Raw genomic sequence first — 26,619 nt, 5'->3', positions numbered from 1 at the left:
GTCTCGCGGAATGGCTCGAAAAAGACAAGGTTTAACTTAACATAGTAATACTAGGCGTTCCAATTCGGGAATGGCTGGACGGGCGTTAGTGCCCAGCACGGAAAACCCTTGGCAGGCCATCTTCGCTCTCATCATCTCGTAACCCTCCTCGGTCCAGTCAACGAGTGATCCTGGTCGCCAGTCCAACGGCAAATGCTGCAATGTGGACTTTACGGCCTTTTTGGTGCGCGATGGCTTGATGTCAAAACCAACCCGCATCCATTTGAATAAACAGGGTGTGGCATTGGTCCCGATTTTAAACATTGCCTCCACGACTTTGGGATCGCGTTTATCGGGATGACTACAGACATATTGATCCACCCACCAACTGTACCGGTGTCCTTGATAGCTTGGTTCACGTTCGCCTGAGGTTCCACGCTCACCCGGTACAAGCAGCGCCACTAAAATTGCGGCACCGACCAAGACGATTAGCGCCCACGCTTTCCATTTCATGCGTTCGCCTCCATCCTTTTCAAGGAGCCGATATGCGGCCCGCTACCAATCCGGCAAGACGCGAGCACAGCAACGCCAATCACCAGCATGGGCCACAGGATTCTTTTTAGATGCATATTTATAGGTTCCGCTCGGGTGTGGGGTGGAGTGTGTTCAAAGTGGCACCGGCTGCGGGGCGGGCGAGTTGGTCAGCACCTCCGGCGCAATTCTTTGCAGGGCGTTGGTGGCGTCCGTGCGAGCTTCGAGGTCCGGGTCATTAAGCCTGGTCACCAACACAGGGATGGCCGCGCGGCCTTGGGGGCCAAAGGCGGCCAGTGTCCGGAAAAGCCGACGGCGTAAGGGTGGGGGAGGAGCGTCTTTAAGACAATCAGCCAGCGCTGGCACCGCCACTTCAGGTGCCAGAACCATGGAGCCCAGCGCCAAAGCCACTTGTTCTCGAAGTTTGTTATCAGTGTCTTGAAGACATTTGGCGAAGACGGGCACTACTGCGGGGTTGGTGTGAAAACTTAAGCTCATTCGCCATACCAAACCGGTGCGATCCGGCGTCTTCGGATTGGCCAGTGCAGCGGCGAGCGCCGGAAGCCCCTCATTGCCGATGCCACACAAAGCCACAGTGGCCAAATCGTAATCGAAATAGTTAGTTGGCTCGTTCACCATTCTTCCCAGTTCGGGAATGGCCGGACGCGCATTGGTGCCCAGCACGGAAAACACCCCTGCGGCCGCCCTTGCTCTCGCCGCCCTAAGTTCCCCCTCGGAAGATTTGATGTCGTAGGTACTTCTCATCCACGTGAACAAGAAAGGGATGGCATTCGTTCCGATTTTGGATAATGCCTCCACGACTTTGGGATCACGTTCGCCGGGATAGCTATGGCCATATTCCTCCACCCACCAACTGAGTCGGTGTCCGAGATAACTTGGTTCACGCTCGCCTGAGATTTCACGCTCACCCGGTACAAGCAGCGCCGCTAAAATTGCGGCACCGACCAAGACGATTAACGCCCACGCTTTCCATTTCATGCGTTCGCCTCCATCTTATTCAAGGCACGGTATTGTTCAGTTTCATGCCTTCACACCTGGTCCAAACGGCACTTGCAGATCCGTCGCTAGACATCTCTTTGGCCTTATCCATCGCAGTCTCGAAGGTGTTGACAAACTGATTCCCCGCATTCAGTTCGGCAGCGTAATAGGCCCACCACGCGACATAGTCGTAAATTGTTCAACCCGTTGGTGGATTGAACCGTGACACTGCCAACGACCATCGGCAGGTTGGTCACCTGAATCGTGGAGCGCAGTTCGGCCTGACAGCGCTGATACGGGACCAACAATGCCCCGGCTGCGAACAACGTGACGAGGACCACAAGACTTCTTTGCGTAATGGTTTTCATGTAATCATGCTTTCCACTTATAGAGTTCTCCCAGCTTCATAAGTTGGTTCTAACAGCTTCACGCTGGATCACAAGTTACATTCAGGAAACAACCGCCGTCTGGAAAAAACGGTCATGCAGACAGAATGGCACTAAAAGCTAACATGAGGGTGCCTTGGGCGGAATATCCGGTTGACGGGCATGGATACTTGGAGGAAATTAGCGCCGGTGGATGTGAGTATGCCTGATATCAATAAAGCGAGTTCCAAGACCGAGACAATGGGTGCGTTGTCGGATGGTCCAGCGTGGCAGGCCGCGGCGGCGGCGGGGTTCGACATGTCGCTCATTGAACTCAATCTCGCCAAAACGCCGTGGGAACGCTTGCAGGATCATGATGAGGCGCTCGCGTTTGCCAGCCTGCTGCAGGAAGCGATGCAAAAACGTGATGCAAAAACTTAGTTATTTAATCCAAAAATTAATGGACGCCCGCGTTGAGTTTGTCCTCGTTGGCGGCTTTGCATCGGTGGCGCACGGGGCGTCGCTGGTGACGCGTGATGTGGATGTTTGTATGCGTTTTTCCCCGGAGAACCTTGCACGTTTGAATCAGGCCTTGGCAACGCTGCATCCGGTTCATCGGATGACACCGCAAAGGTTGCCGTTTGACTTATCAGCGGATGCTGGAAGGGGCCTAAAAAATCTTTACCTGGAGACTGATCTGGGCGTACTCGATTGTCTGGGGGAAGTGCTTGGAGTGGGGGATTTTGACAGGGTCAATGCTCACGGGGTGGACATTGACATTCCGGGAGGCAAATGCCGGGTCTTGGATATTTCCGCGCTCATCCAGGCCAAACAGGCCATGGGGCGGCCCCACGACTTATTGACCGTAACCCAACTTCAAGCCATCCGGGAACGCAAGCGCGGTTGACCACGGATTGCCCCGAGGGGAAGAGCTTGCGGCGGCTTCAACGCCGCCCAACCGCTCCGGTTCTGCGTCCGAGCGGCACGACTGGCCCTGGATTTGTTAATTCGACGACGGCGAGAACTGGGTAATGTTAAGTGAACCTACATAAATATAAATAAACTACATTTGCGGGCAAACCACGTTTTTTACCGGCCGCCCTGTTGATATCGGTCGCCTGCCTTCTTTTCGGTCTTCGGCGTTCCAAATTCATTCAGTGTTCGCGCTTCGCACATTGGATTTGACCAGATAATACTATTTGGAGCTGTCGAGGAGAGACTTCCCAAAAACCAGATTTCGCTCTTTGAACCCATGAACCTGGAAGTGAGGGTTCGTGGGGAGGCAACGAAACTCTAATATGGTGACGCGGGAAATTTTGGAGTGCGGTGGCAACCGCCGGGGGAGAAAGGGGCGGATGGCGACACCGCTTTGGATTTCAACCGGCCAGCCATGATTTACCGCCCGAATAGTCGTCGAGTTCAGGAAACGCTCCTTTCCGCATTCTGCATGGGGCTGGTTTTCATCCGTGTCATCCGAGTTATCCGTGGTAAAATAACGGAGAATAAACCACCGATAAACACCGATGGACACAGAGAAGACCATCCACCGGTCTGGTATTCCGCATTCCGAAATCCGAATTCCGAATTCCGAAATTTATGGCCCCGCCTTGCCGCCACACTCCAAAAAATGCAGCTCCCGCGATTCCTTGGGGTAAAAAGGTGTGTCATATCGGCGCAGGTCGGTGGTAAAATGCGGGTTAGATGTGGGATGAGAAAACCAAGGAAGTGGGATGAAAAAGCATGATTGGTCTATAAAATGGGGTTAACTTTGACGTTACAGTTGTGAATAACTCGGTGAATAACTTGTGCAAAAATATTTCAAAAAAGGCTATTGACCTTTTAGTGGGATGAATTACCATGATTTTCCAGACAGTACCATGTAGTGGGATGGATGTCAGGTGATGAAGTATGACTGCCGCTGGAAAAAAGACTGTGATATACAGTTCGATTTACTCCCATGGGGTTGATGGGAAGCGGCGGCTCTCTATCCCAGCCAAGTGGCGGAATGCTGGCGAAAACGAAGAAGAGACGTTAACGCTGTTGATTTGGAAAAAGGGAGCCAGTCAGGAAGCCTGCTTGATGGCGCTTTCGGAAGAGATGATGGCCCGGCTGCTTGAAAAGTTGCGTTCGATGTCGCTTTCGGATCCGAAGGCGGAAGCGCTGCGGCGATTGCTGGGTGGCGGATCGGACCAGGTGACGGTGGACAAGGCCGGGCGGATTTGTCTGCCGGACCAATTGGCGAAGGCGGCGGGGATCGAGGGCGAGGCGAAGTTGGTCGGGTTGGTGGATAGTTTCCAAATTTGGAATCCGCAGCGCTATCAAGCGGCGGCGGCCTCGGATGAGGCGTTGCGAGATGTCGCGTACACGATGCTCTGAGATTATGAGCCTGATGCGTTTATTAGTGGCTGGAAAAAGTGTCGAGCAGATGCCCGATGAATCCCGTTACCAATTGGCGGAACAGGGAGTGCTGTCCCGGTTGGAGCCGTCCGTACCGGCAGAAACGATTGGGCCGGTGACGGTATCACCGGGCAGCCAGACGCCGGTAGCCAAACAGCCAATGACGCCCGCCGTGGAACCGGCGGCCGGGCAACGTTGGTTTTTGGGAAAGCGCCGGGCGCGACGCGAGGCCGAGGCGGCTCGCCGTCCGGTCCAGCGGGAATTGGCGCTGAATACGGTGAAAGTCGTCCGCAACGACTTGCAGGATTCGGATTTGGAAGTCGTCGCCCGTCCGGTCATGGCGTTGGCGCAGCCGTTGGCGGTGCAGCAGGTGACGCCGCCGCCGCGTGGGTTGGCGTGGTGGCGGCAGTGGCCGGCGCAATGGATTGCGACGGCGCGAAACTGGTTGAGATGAGGCGCGTGTGGCTGGCTTTGTCCACACGCCGGTGATGCTGCCCGAGGTATTGCAGTATCTGATGCCCCGCGATGGTGGGTGGTACGTGGATGGCACCCTGGGCGGGGCGGGACATGCCGAGGCGGTGCTCAAGGCCAGTGCGCCCGGTGGACGGTTGTTCGGATGTGACCAGGATGCGGATGCGCTGGAAGCGGCGCAGCAACGGTTGGCTCCGTATACGGGCCGGTTTGAATTACGACGCGGAAATTTCGCGGAATTGGGTGAGTGGCTGCCAGGGGCGAGTTTGGACGGTGTACTGATGGATCTGGGGGTGAGCAGTCATCAACTCGAAGTGCCGGAGCGGGGTTTTAGTTTTATGAAGGATGGGCCGCTGGATATGCGGATGGACCAACGGCAGGCGCAAACCGCCGCCGACCTGGTCAACCAGGCGGCCACCGGCGAGTTGGAACAAATTTTATGGCGGTATGGCGACGAGAAGTTCGCCCGACGAATTGTGAAAGCCATTGAGGTGGAACGGGGTGGGGGACGAATCGAGACGACGGGGCAACTGGCGGATTTGGTGGTGCGGGCGGTGCCCGGGCCACGCGGGAAAACACATCCCGCCACGCGGGTGTTTCAGGCGCTGCGGATCGCGGTGAATGACGAGCTGGGGGCCTTGCAGCGGGGCCTGGCAGCGGCGGTAAAGGTGTTGAAACCGGGGGGCCGGCTGGTGGTGATCACCTTTCATTCGCTCGAAGACCGGCTGGTGAAGGATTTCGGGCGGGAACAGTGCCGGGATTATACGTGCCCGCAGGCGGTGGATGTGCCGGAGTTACGGCAGCCGCGGGTGCCGGTGCTGCAATGGGTGGAACGCAAAGCGGTCCAACCCGGCGCGGCGGAAGTGCGGGACAACCCGCGCGCCCGCAGCGCGCAATTAAGAATTTTGGCGAAACTATAAAACGACCATGGCGGGTAATCGGAAAAAGAGTTCGGCGGCGGTGCGGTTCGGTCCGGCACTGAAGGCGATGCTGATGTGTCTGCTGATCGGTGGCGCGGGCGTGGGTTACGTTGGGCTGAAGAAGCAAATTCATGATTTATCACAGCAAATTTCCCAACGTGAAGTCTCGCTCAAGCAACTACGCGAGCAGAACGCCAAGCTGAGCCGGCAACTGGATACGCTCCGTTCGCCGCCGTCCCTCTACGCCAAGGTCAATGAGATGAAGCTCGGCCTGGTGCCGCCGGCCCCGTCGCAGATTGTGCGATTGATCGAGCCGCCGGCGCCGCCGTCGGCGGATGGCCTGAGCAGCCTGCCGTTGGACCGCGTGCCGTTGTTGGCGCAACGCCGCGAAACGATCCAGGCCGCGCGCTAATTCGCCACCAATTTTTTTACCGCCGCTCGTCCAGCGTTTGGTTGGAGGAACCGGAACCTGGGTGGGCGGCAGGTAAAAGTGACGTATCATGATTAAAGCCCAACAATTGCGGCGTATGCTGGCGTTGGCCTTGCTACTGGCGGCAGCCTTCCTGGGGCTAGGCTATCGCCTGGTGGACATTCAGGTCATCCGCCATGATGAGCTGCGCCTGCGCGCCTGCGCCAATACCCACCGTGAGTATTTGCTGCAGCCGCGCCGGGGTGACATTCGCGACATTCGCGGGAACCTGCTGGCCACCAGCCTGCCGGCCAAAACCGTCTGTGCCGATCCCAGCCTGCTGGGCAACCGGCGCACCCAGGTCGCGCACGCCATTGCGCCCTGCCTGCAACTGCCGGAACCCAAGGTGTTGGAATTACTTAGCCGCGTCACCCGCACAAATGAATTGGGAATGGTGTTCACCAACCGCTACGTGGTGTTGCACCGCAAGGTGCCCATGGAAACCTGGCGCCAGCTTCAAGGCGTGATGTCCAACCTGAATTTTGGGGTGGATGAAAAACGACTCACCAATAAACTCGAGGCCCGCTTCTACCGGGAATTGCGCCAAAGCGCCATTTTCCCGGATCCCATCGAGGATCAAATCCGCATCTATCCCAATCAGCGACTGGCGGCACATGTGCTGGGCTATACCGGCATGCATGAAACCGAGTTGAATGGCCGTGAACTCATCGAAACGGTTGGCATGGACGGCATGGAGCGCATGTTGAACGCCCGCCTGAGCGGTGTGCGTGGTTGGCGCGTCACGGAAAAAGACAAGCGCAACCGCGAATTGGTCAATTTCCGGGAACAGGATGTCGAGCCTTCGGATGGTTTGAATGTGGTCTTGACGTTGGATGCCGGGGTGCAGTTCATCGTCGAGTCGGAACTGGCGGAGGCGATGAAAAAGCATACGCCGATTTCCGTGTGCGGCATGGTGATTCGCCCGCGGACCGGGGAGGTGCTCGGGTTGGGGGTGCTGCCCAACTACGATCCCAACACCCCTGGCAGTGAGCCGCCGGACTTCCGGCGCAACCGGGCGATTAGCGATGTGCAGGAGCCAGGCTCCACGTTCAAAGTGGTGGTGGTGTCCTCCGCTCTCACGGATGGCTTGGTCAAGCTGGGGGATACGTTCTATTGTGAAATGGGCCATTTTGCCTTTGCTGGCCACACGCTGCATGACCATGCCTCGTATGGTTCGCTCTCCGTGGAGACCATCATCACCAAATCTTCGAACATCGGGGCGGCCAAGATTGGCATTAAAATGGGGGAACAGCCGTTGTATGACCACATTCGCGCCTTCGGATTTGGCCAGCGGACCGGCATCGCTCTGCCGGGTGAGGTGAACGGGATTCTAAACCCCGTCCGCCAATGGAGCAAGGTGTCCATTGCGCAGATTCCGATGGGGCATGGGGTGGCGGTCACCCCCCTCCAGATGTGCATGGCGATGGCGGCCATTGCCAACCAAGGGGTCCTGATGCAACCGATGTTGGTGGATCGCCTGGAAGACAGCGAAAATAATGTGGTGGCAAAATTTCAACCCACACCCGTTCGGCGGGTGCTCACGCCCGAGGCTTCTGCGCAGATGATTAAGGCGCTTAAAACGGTAGTCACCAAAGACGGCACCGCGTTCAAGGCGCGCCTGGACCACTATTCGGTGGCCGGCAAGACTGGCACCGCTCAAAAAGTGGAAAACGGCGGCTATTCACACGATAAATATTTTTCCTCGTTCATTGGATTTTTCCCGGCGGATAAACCGGAACTCTGCATCTCCGTGGTCATGGACTATCCCAAAGGGGGGCATTACGGCGGGGATGTTTGCGCTCCGGTATTCCGGCAGATTGCCGAGCGGGTGGCCAATTACCTGAATATTCATCCCGACCTCACACCCGAGGACAAGGGTGAAAAACTGGCGGGCAAGAAGGGCCGGGTGTTGGTCACCGCTTCAAACCAATAATGCCTATGCAACTCAAACAACTATTGCAGGCGGTTCCGACCTTGAAGATTGAAGGCACCGTGGACCGCGAGGTTACCGGCATCACCTACGATTCACGGCGGGTCACGCCCGGGGTGGTCTTTGTGGCCGTGCCCGGCCAGAACGTGGACGGCCATGAGTTTATCAATAGCGCCATCGATCGCGGTGCGTCCGCGATCATCTGTGAGCGGAATGGTTTTTCCTCCCCGCGCGCCACCAAGATTAAGGTCGCCGACGCCCGCGAAGCGATGGCGCACGCGGCGGCGGTGTTTTATGGCCGGCCGGCGGATCGCTTGAAGCTGATCGGGATCACCGGGACCAATGGGAAGACCACCGTGGCGTTCATGGTGCGGCAGATGCTGGAAATCTCCGGTGTGCATACCGGCTTGATCAGCACGGTGCGCTATGAGATTGGCGCGCGCTTGATCCCCGCCCATCGCACCACTCCCGAGGCGCTTGATATTCATCAGCTCTTCGACCAGATGGTGCGTGCCCAGTGCCAGGCCTGTGTGATGGAGGTCTCTTCGCATGCATTGGAGCAAAAACGCGTTGCCGGCATCGCCTACGATGTGGCCTTGTTCACCAATCTCACCCAGGATCATCTGGATTATCATGGGACCATGGAGAATTACTATCTGGCCAAGGAAAAATTATTTCGGGCCGCGCCGGGCGGCAAAAAGCAGTCGGCGGTGATCAATATTGACGACGGTTGTGGCGCGCGCCTTTCCAAAGCCACGGACTTCGCGATTCAGATGACCTACGGGTTATCCGAATCCGCCCAGTTGCGTGCCACCAAGGTGGAACTGGGCAAAGACGGCACCCGGTTTACCGTGGAGGCGCCGGAGCACTCCTTTGACATCCGGATGCCGCTGATTGGCCGGCATAATATCTATAACGCTCTGGCGGCCATTGGCGCCGGCCTGGTGTTGAAACTGGAAGTGGCCGCGATTCGCACAGCGCTCAGCCAGATGCCGCCGGTGCCGGGGCGGTTGGAAAGCGTGCCGTGCGGGCAGCCGTTTGGCGTGTATGTGGATTACGCCCATACCGATGACGCGCTGAGCAATGTGCTGAAGACCGTGCGTGAATTAACGCCCAACGGGCGGGTGCTGTTGCTGTTTGGATGTGGCGGCAGCCGGGACAAGGGGAAGCGTTCCAAAATGGGGCGGGTGGCCGCCGAGTTGGCGGATTTCAGCCTGATCACCAGTGATAATCCGCGCAAGGAATCGGCGGCGGAGATCGCGGCGCAGATTGATGCCGGGTTTCGCGAGGTGCGCTCCGATGGCTATCAGTTGGAATTGGATCGGCGGCGCGCGATTGTGGAAATTTTGCGTCAGGCGCGGCCCGGCGACAGCGTGCTGCTGGCGGGCAAAGGCCATGAAACCTACCAGGAATTTGAAGACTCGGTGGTGCCGTTCGACGACCGTGTCTATGCCCGTGAAACCCTGGAAAGCCTGGGCTGGAAGCGCGGCCAAAACAGCAAAGGCCGGCACTAAGCACGACGCTATTTTTTTGTGGAAGCGCGTTCCTTGAAATACATCGCCGATGCCTGTGGCGGAGAGCTGCACGGGCCGCCGGGCTTGGACGTGCGTAGCCTGTGTTCGGATTCGCGGAAGGCCAGTGCGGGGGATTTTTTTCTCGCGATTCCCGGCGAAAAATTTGATGGCCACGATTTCCTCGCCGAAGTCGTTCGACGGCGGGTGAAAGCGGTGATGGTGGAACGGGGGCAAATGGCCAAGGTGGTGGCGGCCTTTGCCGGGGCGGGTGAGGTGCCGCACATCGTGGTGGACCAGGTGCGGACGGCGTTGGGACGGTGGGCAGCCGAGTATCGGCGGTCCTTCACACTGGCGGTGTTTGCGGTGGCTGGGTCCAACGGCAAGACCACCACCAAGGAACTGCTGGCCTCGGTGTTGCGCCAGCGTTTCGAGACCCTGTGGAACGAGGCCAGTTTTAACAACGACCTGGGCGTGCCATTGACCGCGCTCCGGTTGGAACGCAAGCACGAGGCCGCCGTGTTTGAGGTGGGCACCAACCATCCGGGGGAATTGGAACCGTTGGTGCGGATCGCCCGCCCGCTGTTCGGCGTGCTGACCAGTATCGGTCGGGAACATTTGGAGTTTTTTGGCGACCTGGCGGGGGTGGCCCGTGAGGAAGGCAGTCTGGCGGAGCAGTTGCCGGCGGGTGGAAAGTTGTTTGTCCATGCGGAAAACGAGTGGACGGAGGCGGCGGCCCGGCGCAGCCGCGCGACCGTGGTGCGCGTGGGGATGGGCGAGGGGGTGGACTGGCGGGCGACCCACCTGCAATTGGACGCGCAAGGGGTGACCTTTCAGGTGGAAACGTCCGGGTCGCAGTGGGGCGGCGAATACCGGGTGAATGTATTGGGTCGCCACCAGGTGACCAACGCGTTGCTGGCATTGGCCGCGGGCGCGGAAATGGGCCTGACCCGTGAGGAATTGGCCCGGGGGTTGGCCCAGGCTCAGCCGCCCAAAATGCGGCTGCAAGTTTGGGAGTTGAACGGGGTGCGGGTGCTGGATGACGCGTACAATGCGAATGCGGATTCCACGCTGGCTGCGCTGCAAACCCTGGCGGATTTTCCGTGCGCGGGCCGGCGCATCGCGGTGCTGGGCGACTTGGCGGAACTGGGCGGGCACGCGGAAGCGGCGCACCGGGAGACTGGGAAAAGGGCAGCCGAATTGAAGCTGGATTTGGTGATGGCGGTGGGTGGGATGGCGGCGGCCACCGCCGCCGGCGCGCGGACGGCCGGGCTGGAGGCCGTGGAACAATTTGCGGACGCCGGCGCGGCCGGCACGGAACTGAAAACGCGGGTGAAACCCGGCGATGTGGTGTTGCTCAAGGCATCGCGGGCCGCCCGGCTGGAACGGGTGAGTGAAATATTGAAAGGCGAAACCGCCAAAGTTTGAGCGATAAACTGTTCGATGGTGTGATTGATTGACATGTTATACTGGCTGGCACAGACGATTTTGGAACGGACCCAGGATACTCCCCTGGAGCCCGTCCTCTCCTTTTTGCGCCTGTTCCGGTATCTCACTTTTCGCGGCGCGTGCGCGGCCTTGACGGCGCTCTTGTTGTGTGTGTGGATTGGCCCCCGGTTTATCCGTTGGCTGGAGTCGCTGTTCAAGGAAGAGTATGCGGCCCGCGCCGCGAACAACGCCCGGAATGTCCCCACCATGGGCGGGCTGATGATCGTGCTGATCATGGACCTGACGACGTTATTATGGGCGCAGTGGGACAACACCCTGATCCAGTTGACGCTGCTCTCGGCGGTGGTGCTGTGCGGGTTGGGATTTTACGATGATTATCTCAAGATCACCCGGCGCAACGCGGATGGCGCCCGTGAAGGCGTCAAACTCTGGGTACAAGTGATGCTGGCGGGTTTTATCGCCTTTTACTTGTGGCGGTTGCCGCTGACGACCAACCTGATCAGCCAGGTCATGGTGCCATTCTACAAGTATCCGGTGCTGACTGGCACGGCCGGGGTGATTGCGGGCCTGCTGATCACCGTCTTTGCCATTGTCGGCACCTCGAACGCCGTCAACCTCACCGACGGCCTCGACGGCCTCGCCATCGGCTGTACGGTCATCGTTTCGTTCGTGCTGCTCATCATGACCTATGTGGCCGGTAATGTGAATTTTGCGCGTTATCTGCAAATCACCTATGTGCCGGGCGCGGGCGAACTGACGGTATTTTGCGCCGCGATGATCGGGGCGGGACTGGGCTTCCTGTGGTTCAACTGCCAGCCGGCGGAAGTGTTCATGGGCGATACTGGCTCGCTCGCGCTGGGCGGGGTGATCGGGATCATCGCCGTGCTGGTGCATCAGCCCCTGGTGTTGGTGCTGGCCGGCGGGGTCTTCGTGCTCGAGGCCGGCTCGGTGCTGATTCAGCGGACGTGGTTCAAGTACACCCGTCTGCGTTACGGCGAGGGGCGGCGGGTGTTCCTGATGAGCCCGCTGCACCATCATTTTCAAAAGCTCGGCTGGGCCAATTCGCGGATTGTCACGCGGTTTTACATCCTGGGCGTGATCTGCGCGGTGATGGCGCTGAGTTCACTTAAAATACGTTGATATTAATTATTTAATGCATTTATTGGCAAATAAATCGGTGTATGTGGCCGGGCTTGGCGCAAGCGGGCGCGCCGCCTGCGCCCTCCTGCTCCGGCGCGGAGCCCGCGTGACGGCGGCGGATGCCGCCGATACCGAGGCGCTGCGGCAGGTGGCGCGGGAATTGCGCGCGCAGGGTGTTTCCGTGACGCTGGGCGCCGCCGCTGCTCCGGCGGGTGCGTTTGATCTGGCGGTGGTGAGCCCCGGCATTTCGCTGGAACACCCGCTGGTGAACCCGCTGGTCGTTGCCGGGACACCGGTGATCGGCGAACTGGAACTTGGCTACCAGCAATCGTATTGTCTCAATGTGGCCATCACCGGCACCAATGGAAAAACCACCACCACCGAACTGATCGAAAAGGTGCTCACCCACGCGCATCGTACAACCGTGGCCGCCGGCAACATTGGATTGCCCCTCTGCGACGTGGCGGATCGCACCCGGGAACTTGATTTTCTCACGCTGGAAGTCTCTTCGTTCCAGCTCGAAACCATCCATTATTTTCGTCCGGTGGTCGCCGTCCTCATGAATCTAACCCCCGATCATTTTGACCGCTACACCGGTATGGCGGATTATATTCGCGCCAAGGCCCGGATTTTCATGAACCAACAGGCATTTGACTGGGCCATTGTGCAGTTCGAGGCGTTGACGCAAATGCAGGCGATGAAGCTCAGCATTCCCTCGAAAATCATCACCTTTAGCGCCCAGGATCGGCAGGCGGATATTTTCCTGGATCGCAGCCTGCTCATCAGCCGGATTGAGGGATGGGTCGGCCCGCTGCTGGACATGAACCACGCCCGTTTGCGCGGTCCGCATAATGCCGAAAACATGATGGCGGCCCTGGCGGTCGGGCGCGTATTGCGTCTGCCGCTGGAGGTGGTGGCCGAAGCGTTGAAAAAGTATGATCCTGCCCCGCATCGCTGTGAACTGGTGGCCGAGATTAATGGGGTCAAGTACATCAATGATTCCAAAGCCACAAATGTGGATGCGGTGCGCAAGGCGATTCAGACCATCCCGGTGACCACCCAAGGACAAGCCAATCTGTGGCTGATTGCCGGTGGAAAAGATAAGGGCTTTGACTATCAAGAACTTGCGCCATCATTTCCGGGGCGGGTGAAGGGGGCATTCCTAATTGGTGAAACCCGGGAAAAATTGCAAGCCGCGTGGGGTGATTTTACCCAATGTGTTTTGGAAGAGAGCCTTACGAATGCAGTGATGGCTGCCGCGCGGCAGGCTGAACCAGGGGATACGGTGTTGCTCTCCCCCGCCTGTTCCAGCTTTGACCAATTTCAGAATTATCAGCACCGCGGCGAGGTGTTTCGGGCGGCGGTAGGTGCGTTAAAAAACACAACAGATTGTGGTTGCACTTTTTGTGAAACACAACATAGTGGTGCCGCGTTGAACAACGCAAAATCTGAGTTAAAAGAAACGCGATTATAATACGAATTTGTCCCGGCGTTTTTGTGAGGGAAAACGCCGGGGCAACAAACAAATAAACAACCTCAAAGAAAGGACGCTATAAGAAGCGAACCTAAGACAGATGAATACGCAGAACTCGTTCCCCCCCCAAGGGATGCAGGACGACCAGAAACCTAAAAGCCGGTCCAACGTGTATATCGCCGTGTTTGCCATCCTGGCATTTCACGTCGTATTGCTCGGTGCCTTGCTGGTGCAAGGTTGCAAGGATAAACAAACCGTCGCCAAGGCGCCGCCGCTGGATAATTCCAGTTTATTGGTGGGCAACTCCAACAGTACGCCGTTGGATATGCCGCTCACCACCACACCATCGGTGGTAACTCCACCGATGCAGCCACCACAATCCGTTGTGGTCAACCCGCCCGCAACGCCAGTAGTACCGGTGACTCCGCTGCCGCCCGTGGACAGCGGTCTGACGCCGCCTGCAGTGGCCACGGGCACCGCCACCGAGCATCCGATTGCCAAGGGTGATTCGTTCACCACGATTGCCAAGAAATATGGCGTGAGCGTGGCGGCCATCACCAAAGCCAATCCCGGGGTGGATTCCCGCAAGCTGAAAATCGGGCTGAAAATCAAAATCCCCGAAAAGACGGCGGCGGTGGCCACCGCGAAACCAGTTGACAGTGTTGCTCCGGCGGCGACGACGGACAGCAGTGGCAACGTGTACACGGTGAAGAAAAATGACAGCCTGATTAAAATTGCCAAGGCGAAGGGCACCACCCCCAAACAGATCAAGATGGCCAACAACCTGCCGACGGACATGATCCGCGAAGGGCAGAAGCTGAAGATTCCGGGTAAAGCGGAAGCAACGGTTCCGGCAGCCCCGGCGGCTCCGGCGGCGATGCCGGTCACGCCGCCCTCGGTGACCTCCTGATCAAACCGATCAACCACTGGGCGCCGGGGATCCTCAGTCCGGCGCCCAGTTTGCTTTGAACCCATTGAGGAACATTTTCCATCTCACCCCATGAAAATCGTCACCACGATTCTCATCTTTTGCGTCGCGGCGCTGATCGCGCTGGGCATGGTGATGCTTTATAGCGCCAGCATGACGCAGAAAGGCACGCATTACCTGATGATGCAATTGCTTTGGTGCGCGCTGGGGGTGGGGGCGTTTGCCGGCACGCTTTCGCTGGATTACCATGTTTGGAAACGTGTCTCGCTGGTGCTGTTCGGGCTGGCCTGTGTCCTGCTCTGCCTAGTTTTCGTGCCTGTAATTGGTTTGAAAATTAATGGCGCACATCGCTGGCTGAATCTGAGTCCGCTGCGGTTCCAGCCCTCGGAACTCGCCAAACTCGCCGTGATCATCGCGCTGGCGCATTACGCGGAGCGGTACCGGCGGCGGCTGGCGCGCTTCAAGTTCGGTGTGCTCATCCCGGGGGCGGCGCTCGCCGTGGTTCTGGGGCTGATCCTGGCCGGTCGTGATTACGGCACCACGATGTTGATCGGCGCGGTCAGCGCCATGCTCCTGCTGGTCGCCGGGGTGCGTTGGAGCGCGTTTTTGCCCGTGGTGCTGCTGGTGTGCCTCGGTCTGGGCGCCGCCATCTGGAGCAATCCAGTGCGGCGCGCGCGCGTGATGGCGTGGCTCTATCCGGAGCAGCACATGGACGGCACGGGCTATCAGACCTATCAAGGCATCATCGCGCTGGGCTCGGGCGGCGCCGAAGGGCTGGGGTTGGGGGACAGCCGGCAGAAGCTCGGTTTTGTGCCGGAGCACCACACGGATTTCATTCTCACCATCATTGGTGAGGAGCTGGGAATTGTCGCCACTCTGGGCATTGTGTTGGGCTATCTGGTGATTCTCGCTTGTGGCATGTTCATCGCCTGGCGGGCGAGCGATGATTTTGGCACGTTCCTGGCGGCGGGCATCACGCTGCTGGTCTGTCTGCAGGCGTTCATCAATATTGGGGTCGTCACTGATGTGCTGCCCAACAAGGGCTTGCCGCTCCCCTTCATCAGTTATGGCGGGTCTAGTTTGCTCGTGATGCTGGCGAGCATGGGCATTCTGCTCAGCGTGGCGCGACAGGCGGGCGGGACGGTGAACCCAACCGAAGACGCGTTAGCCAACGAACCCATTCCGATTACCCCGGTTTCTTGAATGAGCCATCGCTCCTCCAAACCCCTTGTGGCCATCGCCTGCGGTGGCACCGGTGGGCATTTGTTCCCCGGTCTGGCCGTGGCGGGCGAATTGCGGGCGCGCGGGTGTGAGGTGCTGGCGCTGATTTCCCCCAAGGAAGTGGATCAGGAGGCGGTGAAAGGCGTGGACGGGATTACCGTGCATACGTTGCCCGCCGTTGGGATGACGGACCATCGGTACCTGCAATTTTTCAAGGGCTTCTGGCAATCCTATCGTCTGGCGGTCCGGCTCTTTCGCCAACGGCCACCCCAGGCGGTGCTGGCCATGGGCGGCTTTACCAGCGCGCCGCCGGTGCATGCCGGGCGGAAGTTTGGCGCGGCCGCGTTCTTGCACGAGTCCAACACCATCCCGGGCCGGGCCAATGGCTGGCTGGCCCGTTTTGTGCATCAATCGTTCGTCGGGTTTCCCGCGACGGCGCAACGGTTGGCTCGCGCGCAGGTGGTGGGTACGCCGGTGCGTCCGCAGTTCCGAGCCGGCGAACCCGGGGAGTCACGCCGCCGGCTGGGCCTGAAAGCCGAGCGTCCGGTGCTGCTGGTGATGGGGGGCAGCCAGGGGGCGACGGGTATTAATGAATTGGTGATTGCGTCATTGGATTTTCTAAAAGAACGCTTGCCCGGCTGGCAGTTCGCGCATCTGGCCGGCGTTCAGGATTATGAAAAGGTGCGGGCGGCCTATGCGGCGCGCCAACTGGACGCGGTGGTCTGGCAATTCCTGGATCGCATGGAGTGCGCGCTCGGCGCCGCCACGGTGGCCATCAGCCGCGCCGGGGCTTCCTCGCAGGCGGAACTGGCCGCCATGCGCCTGCCCGCCGTGTTGATTCCGTTTCCGTTTGCGGCGGGCAATCATCAATATTTTAATGCGCGCGCGTTTGCGGATACCGGCGCGGCCAGTTTGCTGGAACAAAAATCCGCCACGCCCGCGCGCCTGCTGGCGTTGCTCGAACCGCTGGCGCACGATCCGGCGGCACACGCCCGCATGGCGGAGGCGGTCGGCCAGTGGCATAAGCCTGACGCTGCCGGGGTGATCGCGGATCAGATGTTGGCGCGCCTGAAGCAATTGCATGGCGGGCAATTCAACTTTTCCGCCGTGGCGGGTGCCCGGCTTGAATCCACCACCGTGGCCACATGAACCCGCTGACGCCATCTCAAATCAGCAACCTGCTCGACGCGGCGGGGCAGGGAAGCGTGGTGTATTTGGTGGGGGCCGGCGGGTGCGGCATGAGCGCGCTGGGACACCTGTTGCTGGACCTTGGCCACCAGGTGGCGGGTTCGGATTTGCAGGTCAATCCCGAGATTGAGCAGCTTCGCGCGCGTGGCGCGCGGCTTGAATTGGGGCATGACGCCGGACGGCTGGAGTCGGAACGTCCGGTGCTCGTGGCCTGCACCGCGGCGGTGCGGGCGAACAATCCGGAATTGGTGCGGGCGCAGGCGCTGGGCATTCCCACCGTGCGGCGCGCGCATCTGTTGGCGGCGTTATTACAGCGGCAACGCGGCATCTGTGTCGCCGGAATGCATGGTAAAACCACTACCAGCGCCCTGCTGGCGTTTGCGCTGGAGCAGCTTGGTCCGCCGGCCAGTTACGCGGTGGGTTGGCTGGTCCCGCAATTGGCGCAGCACGGACGGTTTGCCCCCGCGCCGGCGTCCGGTCCGGCGCCCTGGTTTGTCATCGAGGCCGACGAAAGCGACGGCACCTTGCGCGATTTCCGTCCGCAACACGCCATTATTCTGAATGTGGACGCGGAGCATCTGGATCACTTTGCGAATCTGGATGCGATTTGCCGTGAATTCGACGCTTTTGCCGCGCAGACTCCGGGGTGCGTGGTATTCTGCGCGGATGATACGCGGTTGGCGGTTTTGCTGGCGCAGCGGACGGGAGCGGTTTCGTATGGCTTTGACGCTTTGGCGGCTTATCGAATTGAGCGGCGGCCATCGCCCGGCATTGGTTCCGAGTATGCTTCCGCGTTTACAGTGTGGCACAACGGTTTGCGGTTGGGTGATTTTCATCTGCGCCTGATCGGCGAACATAATATCGCCAACGCCACCGCTGCCATTGCGCTCCTGCATCAACTCGGCTATCCCCCGGAACGCATTGCGCCGGTGATTGCAGAGTTTCGCGGGGCGGCGCGGCGGCAACAGGAATTGTTCCGCGATGCCAGGTTCCGCGTGTTTGATGACTACGGGCATCATCCCAACGAAATCCGGGTCACGCTGCGCGCCCTTCAATCGCTGGGGGGACGCCGGCTCCTGGTCGCTTTCCAGCCGCATCGCTACACCCGCACTCTGCATCTGCTGCCGGAATTTCGCACGTGTTTTGCCGGGGCGGATAAACTTTGGATTGGTGATATTTATGCGGCCAGCGAACCGGAGATTCCCGGCGTGACCAGCGCGCACCTGGCCGCAGAAATCCGGGCTTGCGGAGTGGATGCAAGCCATGTTCCCGGATTCGAGGAACTGCGCCGCCAGGTGCGGGCCGCCATGCAACCGGGGGATGTGGTGATATTTTTGGGCGCGGGTGCGGACATCACTGTGACCGCGCACGCGCTGGCCAGTGAATTACGTCGCGCGATTCCTGTGGCGACCGATCAATTACATGCTGAACTGCTTGCGAAGTTGTCGCCGGAATGCGTGTTACGGCGTGACGAGCCGCTCTCGCGCAAAACCACGTTCCGGGTGGGTGGCCGGGCCGACTTTTACGTGGAACCCACTTCCGAGAGCGATCTCGCGGCGGTGCTGCTGTTCTGCCAGGCGAAAGGAATTCCCTTCCGAATGTTGGGGCGCGGTTCCAATCTGCTGGTGAAAGATCAGGGCGTACGGGGAATGGTCATTTCGCTGGCGCATCCCAATTTCAGCCGCATCGAGGTCGTGGAACAACGCCTGCGTTGCGGCGCGGGTGCGGGATTGAAACAAATCGCCAACCTCGCCCGCGATCACGAACTGGGCGGACTCGAGTTTCTGGAGGGGATTCCCGGCAGTTTGGGCGGGGCGATGCGCATGAATGCCGGAGCCATGGGGCACTGGCTGTTCGAGGTGGTCGAGCAAATCCGTTTGATGGACCATGACGGACGGGTGACGGAGCGTCCGGCGTCGGGAGTGAATGTGGAGTATCGCGGCTGCCCGCTGTTCAAGAATCATTTGGCCTTGGGCGCGGTGCTCAAGGGCGAGCCGTCGTCGCGCCCACACATCGCGGAGCGCCTGCGCGAGAGCAATCGCAAACGTTGGCGCGCCCAGCCCCGCCAACCCAGCGCCGGTTGCATTTTCAAAAATCCCGCGGCCATCCCCGCCGGCAAATTGATTGACGAACTGGGGTTGAAAGGCGCCCGGGTGGGTGGTGCCGTGGTGTCGGATGTTCACGCGAATTTCATCGTGAATGACGGCCAGGCCACTGCCCAGGATGTCCTCGCTTTAATAGAACTGATTCAGCAGCGCGCCCGGTCGGCGCGCGGCATCGAGTTGGAAACCGAAGTGGAAATTATCGGAGAATGATTTATCACCAATAACGTTATGACTGACAAATTGCATATCGCGGTGTTGCTCGGGGGACCTTCCGCCGAGCGGGAAGTGTCCTTGCGCACCGGCCAGGCCGTGGCGAATGCGCTGCGTTCAATCGGGCATGAAGTGCAGGAGGTGGATGCCCGACCCGGCCAATGGTCGTTGGAATCCAATACGGACGTGGCGTTCCTGGCCTTGCACGGAACCTACGGCGAGGACGGCACGGTTCAAGCTGAGCTGGAAAAGCTCGGTGTGCCGTACACCGGCTGCGGGATTGAGGCCAGCCGGGTCGCTTTTGACAAGGTGGCCACCAAACAGAAATGCATCAGTGCCGGAGTGCCTACGCCCAAGGGCTGCCTGGTCAAAACGCTCGAGGCAGCCTGGCCGCAAGGGTGGCAACCGCCGGTGGTGGTCAAGCCCGTGCGCCAGGGTTCCAGTGTGGGGCTGAGCTTCGTGGAGGAGCAAACCCAGTGGCGCGCCGCCTTGGCGCGCGGTTTCCGTTATGATTCGGTGTTGCTGGTTGAAGAACGGGTGATTGGCCGGGAAACCACGGTGGGCATTTTGGACAACCAGGCCCTGCCGGTGGTCGAGGTGCGGCCCAAAACCGGCGGCTACGATTACGCGAACAAATACACTCCCGGCGCGACGGATTATTTTTGCCCGGCCGAATTTGAGGCGGAGTTGACGCGGCGCATCCAGGACGCGGCCCTCGGCGCGTTCCATGCCATCGGGGGGCGCGATTACGCGCGTGTGGACGTGATGGTGACGGGGCAGGGGCAGCCAATGGTCTTGGAGGTCAACACACTGCCGGGCATGACCGAGACCAGCCTGTTGCCCAAAGCCGCAGCGGCGGCGGGGATGGATTACCCCACGCTCTGCCAGCGGATGGTGGAACTGGCACTGCATCGCAGCCTGGCGCCCGCGTGCTAAAACGACGGACAAAATTTCCTTATGTGGCCATTTAATCGCAAAGCAAAAAATCGCCGGTTCGAGCATCATAATGTGCTCGACGTGAAACTCAGCGCCGCACAGGCGCGCGCGACCCGGGTGCGTTTTGCTTCCATGGCTATGGGTCTCACCTTTGGCACGCTATTCGTCGTGTTCCTGATGTGGCGCGGCGGTGCGTGGATGCTGGATCGCTGGGTGTATGAAAATGAATCGTTTGCCATTCATTCCATCAGCGTGGAAACCGACGGTGTGCTGTCGCAGGACCAATTGCGCCGCTGGGCTGGTGTGCAGGTGGGGATGAATCTCTTCGGGTTGGATTTGCCGCGGGTCAAACGCGATCTGGAATTGGTGCCCATGATTCAGAGTGTCGCCGTCGAACGGGTGCTGCCGCAAACCTTGCGCATCCGCATCACTGAACGCCAGCCCATCGCCCAAATTTTGCAGCCGCTTGGCCCCGGGGTTCGCGATCAGGCCTTGTACACGCTGGACGAAAAGGGGTTTGTGATGCTGCCGGTGCGCCCGCAGCAGCGGGCGATCCCCTGGGCGGCCACCAACGAATTCCTGCCGATTTTAACCGGAGTAAACCACGCTGAACTGCGGCCCGGACGCCCGGTGGAATCCTTGCCCGTCAAGGCGGCGTTGCGTTTGCTGACTGAATTTGAACGCTCACCCATGGCTGGGCTGGTGGATGTGCGCTGGATTGATCTGGCCTCGCCGGAAGTCATGACCCTGACCACCGGCCAGGGGTGCCGGGTGGTGTTTGGCTCCGATCGTCTGGAGGTGCAATTGCGCCGCTGGCGGGTCGCGCATGATTATGCGCGGCAACGCGGCAAGTCCCTCGCCAATCTTGATCTCTCCGTGGCCAATAACGTGCCGTTCACCGTGGTGGACGCCAGCGCGGTGGTTCCGGTGCCCGCCAAATCCGTCAAACCTGTTCGCCCAACCCCCAAACGGAAAAATGTTTGATAACTCCTCAGTCATTGTTGGCTTGGAAGTCGGCACTTCCAAGGTATGCGCCGTCGTCGGTGAAATCAACGACGCCGGCGCGCTGAACATCATTGGCGTCGGCCAGGCCAAATCGCGTGGCGTCCGCAAGGGCGAGATGATTGATGCCGCCCAGGCCGCCGAGGATATTCGCGCCGCCATCGTCGAGGCCGAACAGATGTCGGACGCGGAAATTCGCAGCGTCTATCTGGGCGTGACCGGCAGTCATGTGCGCGGCTTCACCAACCGTGGCGTCCATCCCATCCTGTCTGCCGACCGGTCCATTACCAAGGAGGATGTCGAGGACGTCATCAAGAACGCCAAGGTCATCAATATTCCTGCCACCGACGCCACCATCCACGCCATCCGGCAGCATTTCATTGTGGATGGCCAGGAAGGGGTGACCAACCCGGTGGACATGTACGCCTCGCGCCTCGAGGTGGATGTCCATGTGATTCATGGTAACGCCAATCGTTTTCAAAATGCCATCCGCACCGTGAAGGGATTGCAACTGGATGTGGATGCCGTCGTGTTCAACGGGCTGGCTTCCGCGCTTGCCGTGCTGACCGCCGAGCAAAAAGAGGTGGGTGCCCTGGTGATTGATATCGGCGGCGGAGTGACCGAGTACGTGCTCTATGCCGATGGGATTGTCAAACATGCCGCCGTGCTGGCCGTGGGGGGCGACCACGTTTCCAACGATCTTGCCTATGGCCTCAAAGTGCCGATGGGCCGGGCTGAACAGCTCAAGCTGTCCCACGGAGCCGCCGTCATGCCGCCCGATCTCAAAGGTCAGACCATTTCTATCGAAAGTGAAATCGGGCTGCCCGCCAAGGTCATCAACCTCGAACACCTGCACCGCATTATGGGGCCGCGCGTCGAGGAAATTTTTCAACTGATCGAAATGGACCTGGCGCAAAACGGGCTGCTGGATTACCTCCGGGCCGGCGTGTTCCTGTGCGGCGGCGGCGCGCGCATCCCGCAGGTGCAAAATTTGGCCCAGAGCATTTTCCAGGTCCAGACGTTCATCGGTAAAACCAGCTCGATCAGCGGCATCAAGTCAGCGCTCGACCAGCCCGAATTTTCCGCCGGCATCGGCCTGGTGAAGTTCGGCTCGTTCCAGCAGAAAAAGAGCCGTCCAAACGGGATTACCCAAAAACTCAAGGAAGCGTTTGGCCCGATCTTCCGCCGATGAACCGAATTACGAGGTGCTTATGAGTGACCCATGTGATATTTCTCCCGCGATCGTGAAAGCCGCTCTCAATATCCGCGTCTTTGGCGTGGGCAACGGCGGCGGCAACGCCGTCCAGCGTCTGGCGGGCGAGGGCCTTGCCGGCGTCGGTCTGGCCGTGCTGAATACCGATGCCCAGGCATTGAAAGAGGCCAGCCAGGCACAGCCAGTTTTATTGGGCAAGAACCTGAGTCGTGGCATGGGAGCTGGGGGTGATCCCGACGTGGGGCGCGCCGCTGCCTTGGAAGACGAGGCGCGGCTCAAAACCCTTTGTACGGGGGCGGACATTGTTTTTATTGTGGCGGGACTGGGTGGCGGTACGGGCACGGGTGTGAGTCCGGTGCTGGCGCGTGCGGCCAAATCGGCTGGTGCGCTGGTATTATGCGTGGTCACGCTGCCCTTCGAGTTCGAGGGCAGCCGCCGTTCCCGTCAGGCCACCCTGGGCCTCCATCAGCTCAAGGCGGAGGCGGATAGCGTCATCTGCATCCCCAATCAGAAAATTTTCAAGTTGGTGGATGAAAAGACAAGCCTGCAGGATGCCTTCCAAATCATGAACGGGCTCTTGTGCGAGGGCGTGCGGGGCATCTGGCGGCTGCTCACCTGTCCGGCGCTGATCAAGCTCGATGTCGCTGACTTGCGAAGTGTGACCGATGGCAAACACGCCGAGAGCGCCATTGCCACCGTGGAAGCCTCCGGCGAAAACCGCGCGCGGGAGATTCAGGAAAAGCTCCTGAGTCACCTGCTGCTGGATGGCGGCCAGGCCATTGCGGGTGCGGACGCCATTCTGGTCAGCTTTGTCGGTGGTGATGATATGTCCATGGGGGAGATTAACCGCCTGATGGAACAGATCAACCGGGTGGCGGAAGGTGCGCGTCAAGCCATGGGTGCCGCCGTGGACCCTGGCATGAAAGGCCGGTTGTCCGTCACGCTGATTGCTTCCCGTTTTGGCGGTGGTGCCACGGAGCCTGCGCCGATGCTCAATCCAGTTGCTTCCGAGTCCGCACCCATGCCGCCGCCAGGTGAGCCTGAAAACATTTCTGCCGAAGTGGATACGGATGTGCAGCACCGACCGGTGACGCGGTCACCGGCCCGCTTTGTCGCGCCCGCGCCCGGCATGCCGCCGGAGCGTGCCGCCGCCCTGCTGAAGAATCAGCAACCCACGCGGGCCCGTCGGAAAAAAGCCAATACGCTGCAAGGGCAACTTCCGCTGGACATCATTTCCCGAGGCCGCTTTGAAAAAAGCGAGCCGACCATTGTGCAAGGCGAAGACCTCGATGAACCCACCTACATTCGTCGCGGTGTCGTCTTGAATTGATCGGTGGCGAAGCCAAATCGGCGCGTTATGATTTAACGGCACGCGCATTTCGCCGAATTGCGCGACTTATTGGCGGACGCGTTCCGAAGGATCCGGGGTAAATATTCTGCTTGTCCGAAAGACTTCTTTTGGCACACTAACGCATGGCGTATGGCGCCAACCCGTGGATTATTGTTCACGGGAAAAACCTTAACGATAGATTGGAAATTATTATGAACTTGTTTGATTTGAACGGAGAAGTAGCGGTGGCGATTGGCGCGGGTGGCGTGCTCGCGGGCGCGATTGCCGAAGGATTTGCCTGCGCCGGAGCGACGGTGGCGGTGCTGGACCTGCGCTTGGAAGCGGCGGAAGCGCGGGCGAAGCAGATTAACGATAAAGGCGGTAAAGCCAAGGCGTTTGCGGCCAATGCCATGGAAAAAGAGAGCTTGGAAAAAGCCCGGGAAGCCATCACCCAGACTCTCGGAGTGCCCACCATTCTGCTCAACGCCGCCGGCGGTAACGATCCCAAGGTGACGGTGACGCCGGATAATCCGTTTGAGAATATCCCGATCGAGAACTGGCGCCGTAACTTTGATTTGAACCTGGTGGCTGGGGCGTTTTTCCCATGCCAGGTATTCGGGCCTGCGATGGTGAAGGCCAAGAAGGGCAGCATCATCAACATTGCCAGCGTCTCTGCGCATCTGCCGCTCTCGCGTGTGGTTTCTTATTCCGCGTCGAAGACCGCCGTGCTGAGCCTCTCCCGGTTCCTCGCCCGTGAGTGGGCGCCCTTCGGCGTGCGCGTCAACACCATCACCCCCGGCTTCTTCCCGGCGGACCAGAATCGCAAGTTGCTCTTTAACGACGACAATACCCCGACGGATCGCACCCGCCAGATTTGGGGACATACCCCGATGAACCGTTTCGGCGAAGCCAGCGAACTCGTCGGTGCCGCAGTTTTCCTGGCCAGCCAAAAGGCGAGCAGCTTTGTAACCGGATCGGATATCCGCGTGGATGGCGGATTCCTTTGCCAGACGATCTAAGACCGGGCAAAAAATCAATTGAAAATTGAAAATTGAAAATTTTTAATTTGTAAATTGAAGGAACGATATGACGCCTGAAGAACTTTCCGTACGCTTATGGCAGTTTGCGGCCAGAGTGGGGAAAGTTGTTGATGCGTTGCCAGATACCCGACTTGGCCGGCATGTGGCCGGCCAACTCGTCCGTTGTGGAACCGCTGCGCCGCCTAATTACGACGAAGGCTGTGCAGCGGAAAGCCGCGCCGATTTTGCGCATAAACTGAGCATTGCATTGAAAGAACTTCGGGAGACTCGGGGCTGGTTGCGTTTTACCGTCATTGCAGGACTTTTGCCCGAAAAGAAAATCACTGAAATGCTGGATGAGTGTGTGCAGTTAAGTCGGATCATCGGCGGCTCGGTGGCAACGGTCAAAAGCATCCCCCGTTCCGCTCGTCGGCAATCGGTTGGAAACCCAATTTAGCAATTTGCAATTTGCAATTTACAATTTAAAATATTCATTATGAAATCACTACTAGCCAGCTCCTCTCCCGCCAATCATCAGGTCACCCCGGCCCAGGCCGCCGAGGTGGTTGCCAAGGCGTTGCCATCCGGGGCCTATCAGGGCAAAAAAGTCCTGTTAATCATCCCGGACGCCACCCGCACCGCGCCGGTGGGCATGATGTTCAAAGCCATCCATGCGCAAATCGGCAAGGTGGCAAAAAATCTGGACATCCTGGTGGCGCTCGGTACGCATATCGCGATGAGCGAGGAGGCCATCTGTGAACGCCTTGAGATCACCGAAGCGGAACACAAGTCGGTGTATTCATCCGTCCGTTTCTTCAACCATGAATGGGATAATCCCAAGGCGTTGAAGCTGGTGGGGACGCTGACGCGTGAGGATGTCACGGAGTTGACGGGTGGATTGTTCTCCATGGAAGTGCCGGTCGAGGTGAACAAGCTGTTATTTGAATACGACCAAGTCATCATCGTCGGACCGGTGTTTCCGCATGAAGTGGTGGGGTTCTCGGGCGGCAACAAGTACCTGTTCCCCGGCGTGGGCGGCCCGCAAATCCTCAATTTCTTCCATTGGCTGGGCGCCGTGGTCACCAACCCGATGATCATTGGTAATAAATGGACCCCGGTGCGCCGGGTGGTGGACAAAGCCGGCGCGCTCGTTACGGTGCCGAAGTTGTGTTTCGCGATGGTGGTCGAGGGCAAGGACCTCGCGGGGTTGTATGCCGGCACACCGGAAGGGGCTTGGGACGCCGCCAGCGAACTTTCCCGGCAACTGCACATTGTCTATAATGACAAGCCGTTCCATACCATTCTCTCCTGCGCACCCAAGATGTATGATGAATTGTGGACCGGCGGCAAATGCATGTACAAGCTGGAACCAGTGCTGGCGGACGGCGGGGAACTCATCATTTATGCGCCGCACATCACCGAGATATCCCTTGCGCATGGCCGGTTGATCGAGGAGATCGGCTATCACTGCCGTGATTACTTCCTCAAGCAATGGGACAAGTTCAAACACTATCCTTGGGGCGTCATCGCTCACTCCACCCACGTGCGCGGGATTGGCGCCTTTGAGAATGGCGTGGAAAAATGCCGGGCCAAAGTAACCCTGGCCACCGGTATTCCCGAGTCGGTTTGCCGCAAAATCAACATGGGATACCGTGATCCGAAAACCATCAACCCGGAAACCTATGCCAACCGCGAGGCGGAAGGCGTCCTGCTTGTGCCCAAGGCTGGCGAGATGCTGTTCCACCTGAAGCAGCAGCCCAAGTGGGCTGGAGGCCAGTAATTCCAATGAGCTTTCAAGCTGAGACTAAGGCGCGCAGGATTTTGGGCGGCTG

General features: G+C 59.3%; 25 protein-coding genes. 22 read left to right on the top strand and 3 right to left on the bottom strand.

Features of this window, described 5'->3' with window-relative positions; translation table 11 throughout:
* Positions 1–36: 36 nt before the first annotated feature.
* The 3 genes from WCO56_17920 to WCO56_17910 form a co-directional block, all read right to left on the bottom strand.
* Positions 37–492: a hypothetical protein gene (locus WCO56_17920; protein MEI7731457.1), complete on the bottom strand. Its 456-nt coding sequence runs from the start codon at positions 490–492 to the stop codon at positions 37–39.
* A 153-nt stretch (positions 493–645) separates the two neighbouring features.
* Positions 646–1,509 carry a HEAT repeat domain-containing protein gene (locus WCO56_17915; GenBank protein ID MEI7731456.1) on the bottom strand — a complete coding sequence of 288 codons (864 nt, stop codon included), beginning with the start codon at positions 1,507–1,509 and terminating at the stop codon, positions 646–648.
* Positions 1,510–1,613: 104 nt separating this feature from the next.
* Positions 1,614–1,877, bottom strand: a complete 264-nt coding sequence (locus tag WCO56_17910) for a hypothetical protein (protein ID MEI7731455.1) — start codon at positions 1,875–1,877, stop codon at positions 1,614–1,616.
* Between the two features lie 219 nt (positions 1,878–2,096).
* Here WCO56_17910 and WCO56_17905 point away from each other — a divergent pair, with 219 nt between their 5' ends.
* From WCO56_17905 to WCO56_17800, 22 genes are all read left to right on the top strand, one after another.
* Positions 2,097–2,315: a hypothetical protein gene (locus tag WCO56_17905; GenBank protein ID MEI7731454.1), complete on the top strand. Its 219-nt coding sequence runs from the start codon at positions 2,097–2,099 to the stop codon at positions 2,313–2,315.
* A gap of 19 nt (positions 2,316–2,334) precedes the next feature.
* Positions 2,335–2,781, top strand: coding sequence for a nucleotidyltransferase (locus WCO56_17900; GenBank protein MEI7731453.1), 447 nt, complete (start codon positions 2,335–2,337; stop codon positions 2,779–2,781).
* 1,025 nt (positions 2,782–3,806) lie between these two features.
* Entirely contained in the window at positions 3,807–4,250 is a 444-nt protein-coding gene (locus WCO56_17895; GenBank protein MEI7731452.1) for a hypothetical protein, read from the top strand.
* Positions 4,251–4,254: 4 nt separating this feature from the next.
* Positions 4,255–4,725 (top strand): hypothetical protein, encoded by a 471-nt coding sequence (locus tag WCO56_17890; protein ID MEI7731451.1) that lies wholly within the window; start codon positions 4,255–4,257, stop codon positions 4,723–4,725.
* A gap of 7 nt (positions 4,726–4,732) precedes the next feature.
* Entirely contained in the window at positions 4,733–5,662 is a 930-nt protein-coding gene (gene rsmH, locus WCO56_17885) for a 16S rRNA (cytosine(1402)-N(4))-methyltransferase RsmH (GenBank protein MEI7731450.1), read from the top strand.
* Positions 5,663–5,669: 7 nt separating this feature from the next.
* Entirely contained in the window at positions 5,670–6,074 is a 405-nt protein-coding gene (locus WCO56_17880) for a hypothetical protein (GenBank protein MEI7731449.1), read from the top strand.
* An 88-nt stretch (positions 6,075–6,162) separates the two neighbouring features.
* Entirely contained in the window at positions 6,163–8,064 is a 1,902-nt protein-coding gene (locus WCO56_17875) for a penicillin-binding protein 2 (GenBank protein MEI7731448.1), read from the top strand.
* Positions 8,065–8,069: 5 nt separating this feature from the next.
* Positions 8,070–9,575: a UDP-N-acetylmuramoyl-L-alanyl-D-glutamate--2,6-diaminopimelate ligase gene (locus WCO56_17870; protein ID MEI7731447.1), complete on the top strand. Its 1,506-nt coding sequence runs from the start codon at positions 8,070–8,072 to the stop codon at positions 9,573–9,575.
* 33 nt (positions 9,576–9,608) lie between these two features.
* Positions 9,609–11,000: a UDP-N-acetylmuramoyl-tripeptide--D-alanyl-D-alanine ligase gene (murF, locus tag WCO56_17865; GenBank protein MEI7731446.1), complete on the top strand. Its 1,392-nt coding sequence runs from the start codon at positions 9,609–9,611 to the stop codon at positions 10,998–11,000.
* Between the two features lie 33 nt (positions 11,001–11,033).
* A complete protein-coding gene (gene mraY / locus WCO56_17860; protein MEI7731445.1) occupies positions 11,034–12,161 on the top strand; it encodes a phospho-N-acetylmuramoyl-pentapeptide-transferase in 1,128 nt (375 codons plus the stop codon).
* Between the two features lie 13 nt (positions 12,162–12,174).
* Positions 12,175–13,635: a UDP-N-acetylmuramoyl-L-alanine--D-glutamate ligase gene (gene murD / locus WCO56_17855; GenBank protein ID MEI7731444.1), complete on the top strand. Its 1,461-nt coding sequence runs from the start codon at positions 12,175–12,177 to the stop codon at positions 13,633–13,635.
* Positions 13,636–13,735: 100 nt separating this feature from the next.
* Positions 13,736–14,545 (top strand): LysM peptidoglycan-binding domain-containing protein, encoded by an 810-nt coding sequence (locus tag WCO56_17850; protein MEI7731443.1) that lies wholly within the window; start codon positions 13,736–13,738, stop codon positions 14,543–14,545.
* A 90-nt stretch (positions 14,546–14,635) separates the two neighbouring features.
* The gene (ftsW, locus tag WCO56_17845) at positions 14,636–15,766 is read left to right on the top strand and encodes a putative lipid II flippase FtsW (protein MEI7731442.1); all 1,131 of its coding nucleotides are present in this window, start codon (positions 14,636–14,638) and stop codon (positions 15,764–15,766) included.
* On the top strand, positions 15,767–16,933 hold the full coding sequence (gene murG / locus WCO56_17840; GenBank protein ID MEI7731441.1) for an undecaprenyldiphospho-muramoylpentapeptide beta-N-acetylglucosaminyltransferase: 1,167 nt from the start codon (positions 15,767–15,769) through the stop codon (positions 16,931–16,933). It abuts the gene before it with no gap.
* On the top strand, positions 16,930–19,287 hold the full coding sequence (murC, locus tag WCO56_17835; GenBank protein MEI7731440.1) for a UDP-N-acetylmuramate--L-alanine ligase: 2,358 nt from the start codon (positions 16,930–16,932) through the stop codon (positions 19,285–19,287). The genes murG and murC overlap by 4 nt, the downstream gene beginning before the upstream one ends.
* An 18-nt stretch (positions 19,288–19,305) precedes the next feature.
* Complete coding sequence (locus WCO56_17830; GenBank protein ID MEI7731439.1) at positions 19,306–20,223, top strand: D-alanine--D-alanine ligase; 918 nt, start codon at positions 19,306–19,308, stop codon at positions 20,221–20,223.
* A 21-nt stretch (positions 20,224–20,244) separates the two neighbouring features.
* Positions 20,245–21,207, top strand: coding sequence for an FtsQ-type POTRA domain-containing protein (locus WCO56_17825; protein ID MEI7731438.1), 963 nt, complete (start codon positions 20,245–20,247; stop codon positions 21,205–21,207).
* Positions 21,200–22,417, top strand: a complete 1,218-nt coding sequence (ftsA, locus tag WCO56_17820; protein ID MEI7731437.1) for a cell division protein FtsA — start codon at positions 21,200–21,202, stop codon at positions 22,415–22,417. Before WCO56_17825 ends, ftsA begins: the two co-directional genes overlap by 8 nt.
* A gap of 19 nt (positions 22,418–22,436) precedes the next feature.
* Complete coding sequence (locus WCO56_17815; protein ID MEI7731436.1) at positions 22,437–23,768, top strand: cell division protein FtsZ; 1,332 nt, start codon at positions 22,437–22,439, stop codon at positions 23,766–23,768.
* Positions 23,769–23,980: 212 nt separating this feature from the next.
* Entirely contained in the window at positions 23,981–24,787 is an 807-nt protein-coding gene (locus WCO56_17810; protein ID MEI7731435.1) for an SDR family oxidoreductase, read from the top strand.
* Positions 24,788–24,854: 67 nt separating this feature from the next.
* The gene (locus tag WCO56_17805; GenBank protein MEI7731434.1) at positions 24,855–25,244 is read left to right on the top strand and encodes a four helix bundle protein; all 390 of its coding nucleotides are present in this window, start codon (positions 24,855–24,857) and stop codon (positions 25,242–25,244) included.
* A gap of 39 nt (positions 25,245–25,283) precedes the next feature.
* Positions 25,284–26,567, top strand: coding sequence for a lactate racemase domain-containing protein (locus WCO56_17800; protein MEI7731433.1), 1,284 nt, complete (start codon positions 25,284–25,286; stop codon positions 26,565–26,567).
* Positions 26,568–26,619: the final 52 nt, after the last annotated feature.

This window comes from Verrucomicrobiota bacterium, from assembly GCA_037139415.1.
GTDB lineage: Bacteria > Verrucomicrobiota > Verrucomicrobiia > Limisphaerales > Fontisphaeraceae > JBAXGN01.
Note: the sequence above shows the minus strand (reverse complement) of the source record. Positions and strands in the feature narration are given on the sequence as shown.

Excerpts from the sequence above, each read along its gene's own strand:
- WCO56_17850 (MEI7731443.1), top strand. The coding sequence starts at position 13,736 with ATGAATACGCAGAACTCGTTCCCCCCCCAAGGGATGCAGGACGACCAG.
- mraY (MEI7731445.1), top strand. The coding sequence starts at position 11,034 with ATGTTATACTGGCTGGCACAGACGATTTTGGAACGGACCCAGGATACT.
- ftsW (MEI7731442.1), top strand. The coding sequence starts at position 14,636 with ATGAAAATCGTCACCACGATTCTCATCTTTTGCGTCGCGGCGCTGATC.
- murG (MEI7731441.1), top strand. The coding sequence starts at position 15,767 with ATGAGCCATCGCTCCTCCAAACCCCTTGTGGCCATCGCCTGCGGTGGC.
- WCO56_17870 (MEI7731447.1), top strand. The coding sequence starts at position 8,070 with ATGCAACTCAAACAACTATTGCAGGCGGTTCCGACCTTGAAGATTGAA.
- WCO56_17800 (MEI7731433.1), top strand. The coding sequence starts at position 25,284 with ATGAAATCACTACTAGCCAGCTCCTCTCCCGCCAATCATCAGGTCACC.
- WCO56_17900 (MEI7731453.1), top strand. The coding sequence starts at position 2,335 with ATGGACGCCCGCGTTGAGTTTGTCCTCGTTGGCGGCTTTGCATCGGTG.
- murC (MEI7731440.1), top strand. The coding sequence starts at position 16,930 with ATGAACCCGCTGACGCCATCTCAAATCAGCAACCTGCTCGACGCGGCG.
- WCO56_17920 (MEI7731457.1), bottom strand. The coding sequence starts at position 492 with ATGAAATGGAAAGCGTGGGCGCTAATCGTCTTGGTCGGTGCCGCAATT.
- ftsA (MEI7731437.1), top strand. The coding sequence starts at position 21,200 with ATGTTTGATAACTCCTCAGTCATTGTTGGCTTGGAAGTCGGCACTTCC.
- WCO56_17810 (MEI7731435.1), top strand. The coding sequence starts at position 23,981 with ATGAACTTGTTTGATTTGAACGGAGAAGTAGCGGTGGCGATTGGCGCG.
- WCO56_17890 (MEI7731451.1), top strand. The coding sequence starts at position 4,255 with ATGAGCCTGATGCGTTTATTAGTGGCTGGAAAAAGTGTCGAGCAGATG.
- WCO56_17875 (MEI7731448.1), top strand. The coding sequence starts at position 6,163 with ATGATTAAAGCCCAACAATTGCGGCGTATGCTGGCGTTGGCCTTGCTA.
- WCO56_17880 (MEI7731449.1), top strand. The coding sequence starts at position 5,670 with ATGGCGGGTAATCGGAAAAAGAGTTCGGCGGCGGTGCGGTTCGGTCCG.
- WCO56_17905 (MEI7731454.1), top strand. The coding sequence starts at position 2,097 with ATGCCTGATATCAATAAAGCGAGTTCCAAGACCGAGACAATGGGTGCG.
- WCO56_17915 (MEI7731456.1), bottom strand. The coding sequence starts at position 1,509 with ATGAAATGGAAAGCGTGGGCGTTAATCGTCTTGGTCGGTGCCGCAATT.
- WCO56_17910 (MEI7731455.1), bottom strand. The coding sequence starts at position 1,877 with ATGAAAACCATTACGCAAAGAAGTCTTGTGGTCCTCGTCACGTTGTTC.
- WCO56_17830 (MEI7731439.1), top strand. The coding sequence starts at position 19,306 with ATGACTGACAAATTGCATATCGCGGTGTTGCTCGGGGGACCTTCCGCC.
- WCO56_17815 (MEI7731436.1), top strand. The coding sequence starts at position 22,437 with ATGAGTGACCCATGTGATATTTCTCCCGCGATCGTGAAAGCCGCTCTC.
- WCO56_17825 (MEI7731438.1), top strand. The coding sequence starts at position 20,245 with ATGTGGCCATTTAATCGCAAAGCAAAAAATCGCCGGTTCGAGCATCAT.
- murD (MEI7731444.1), top strand. The coding sequence starts at position 12,175 with ATGCATTTATTGGCAAATAAATCGGTGTATGTGGCCGGGCTTGGCGCA.
- WCO56_17805 (MEI7731434.1), top strand. The coding sequence starts at position 24,855 with ATGACGCCTGAAGAACTTTCCGTACGCTTATGGCAGTTTGCGGCCAGA.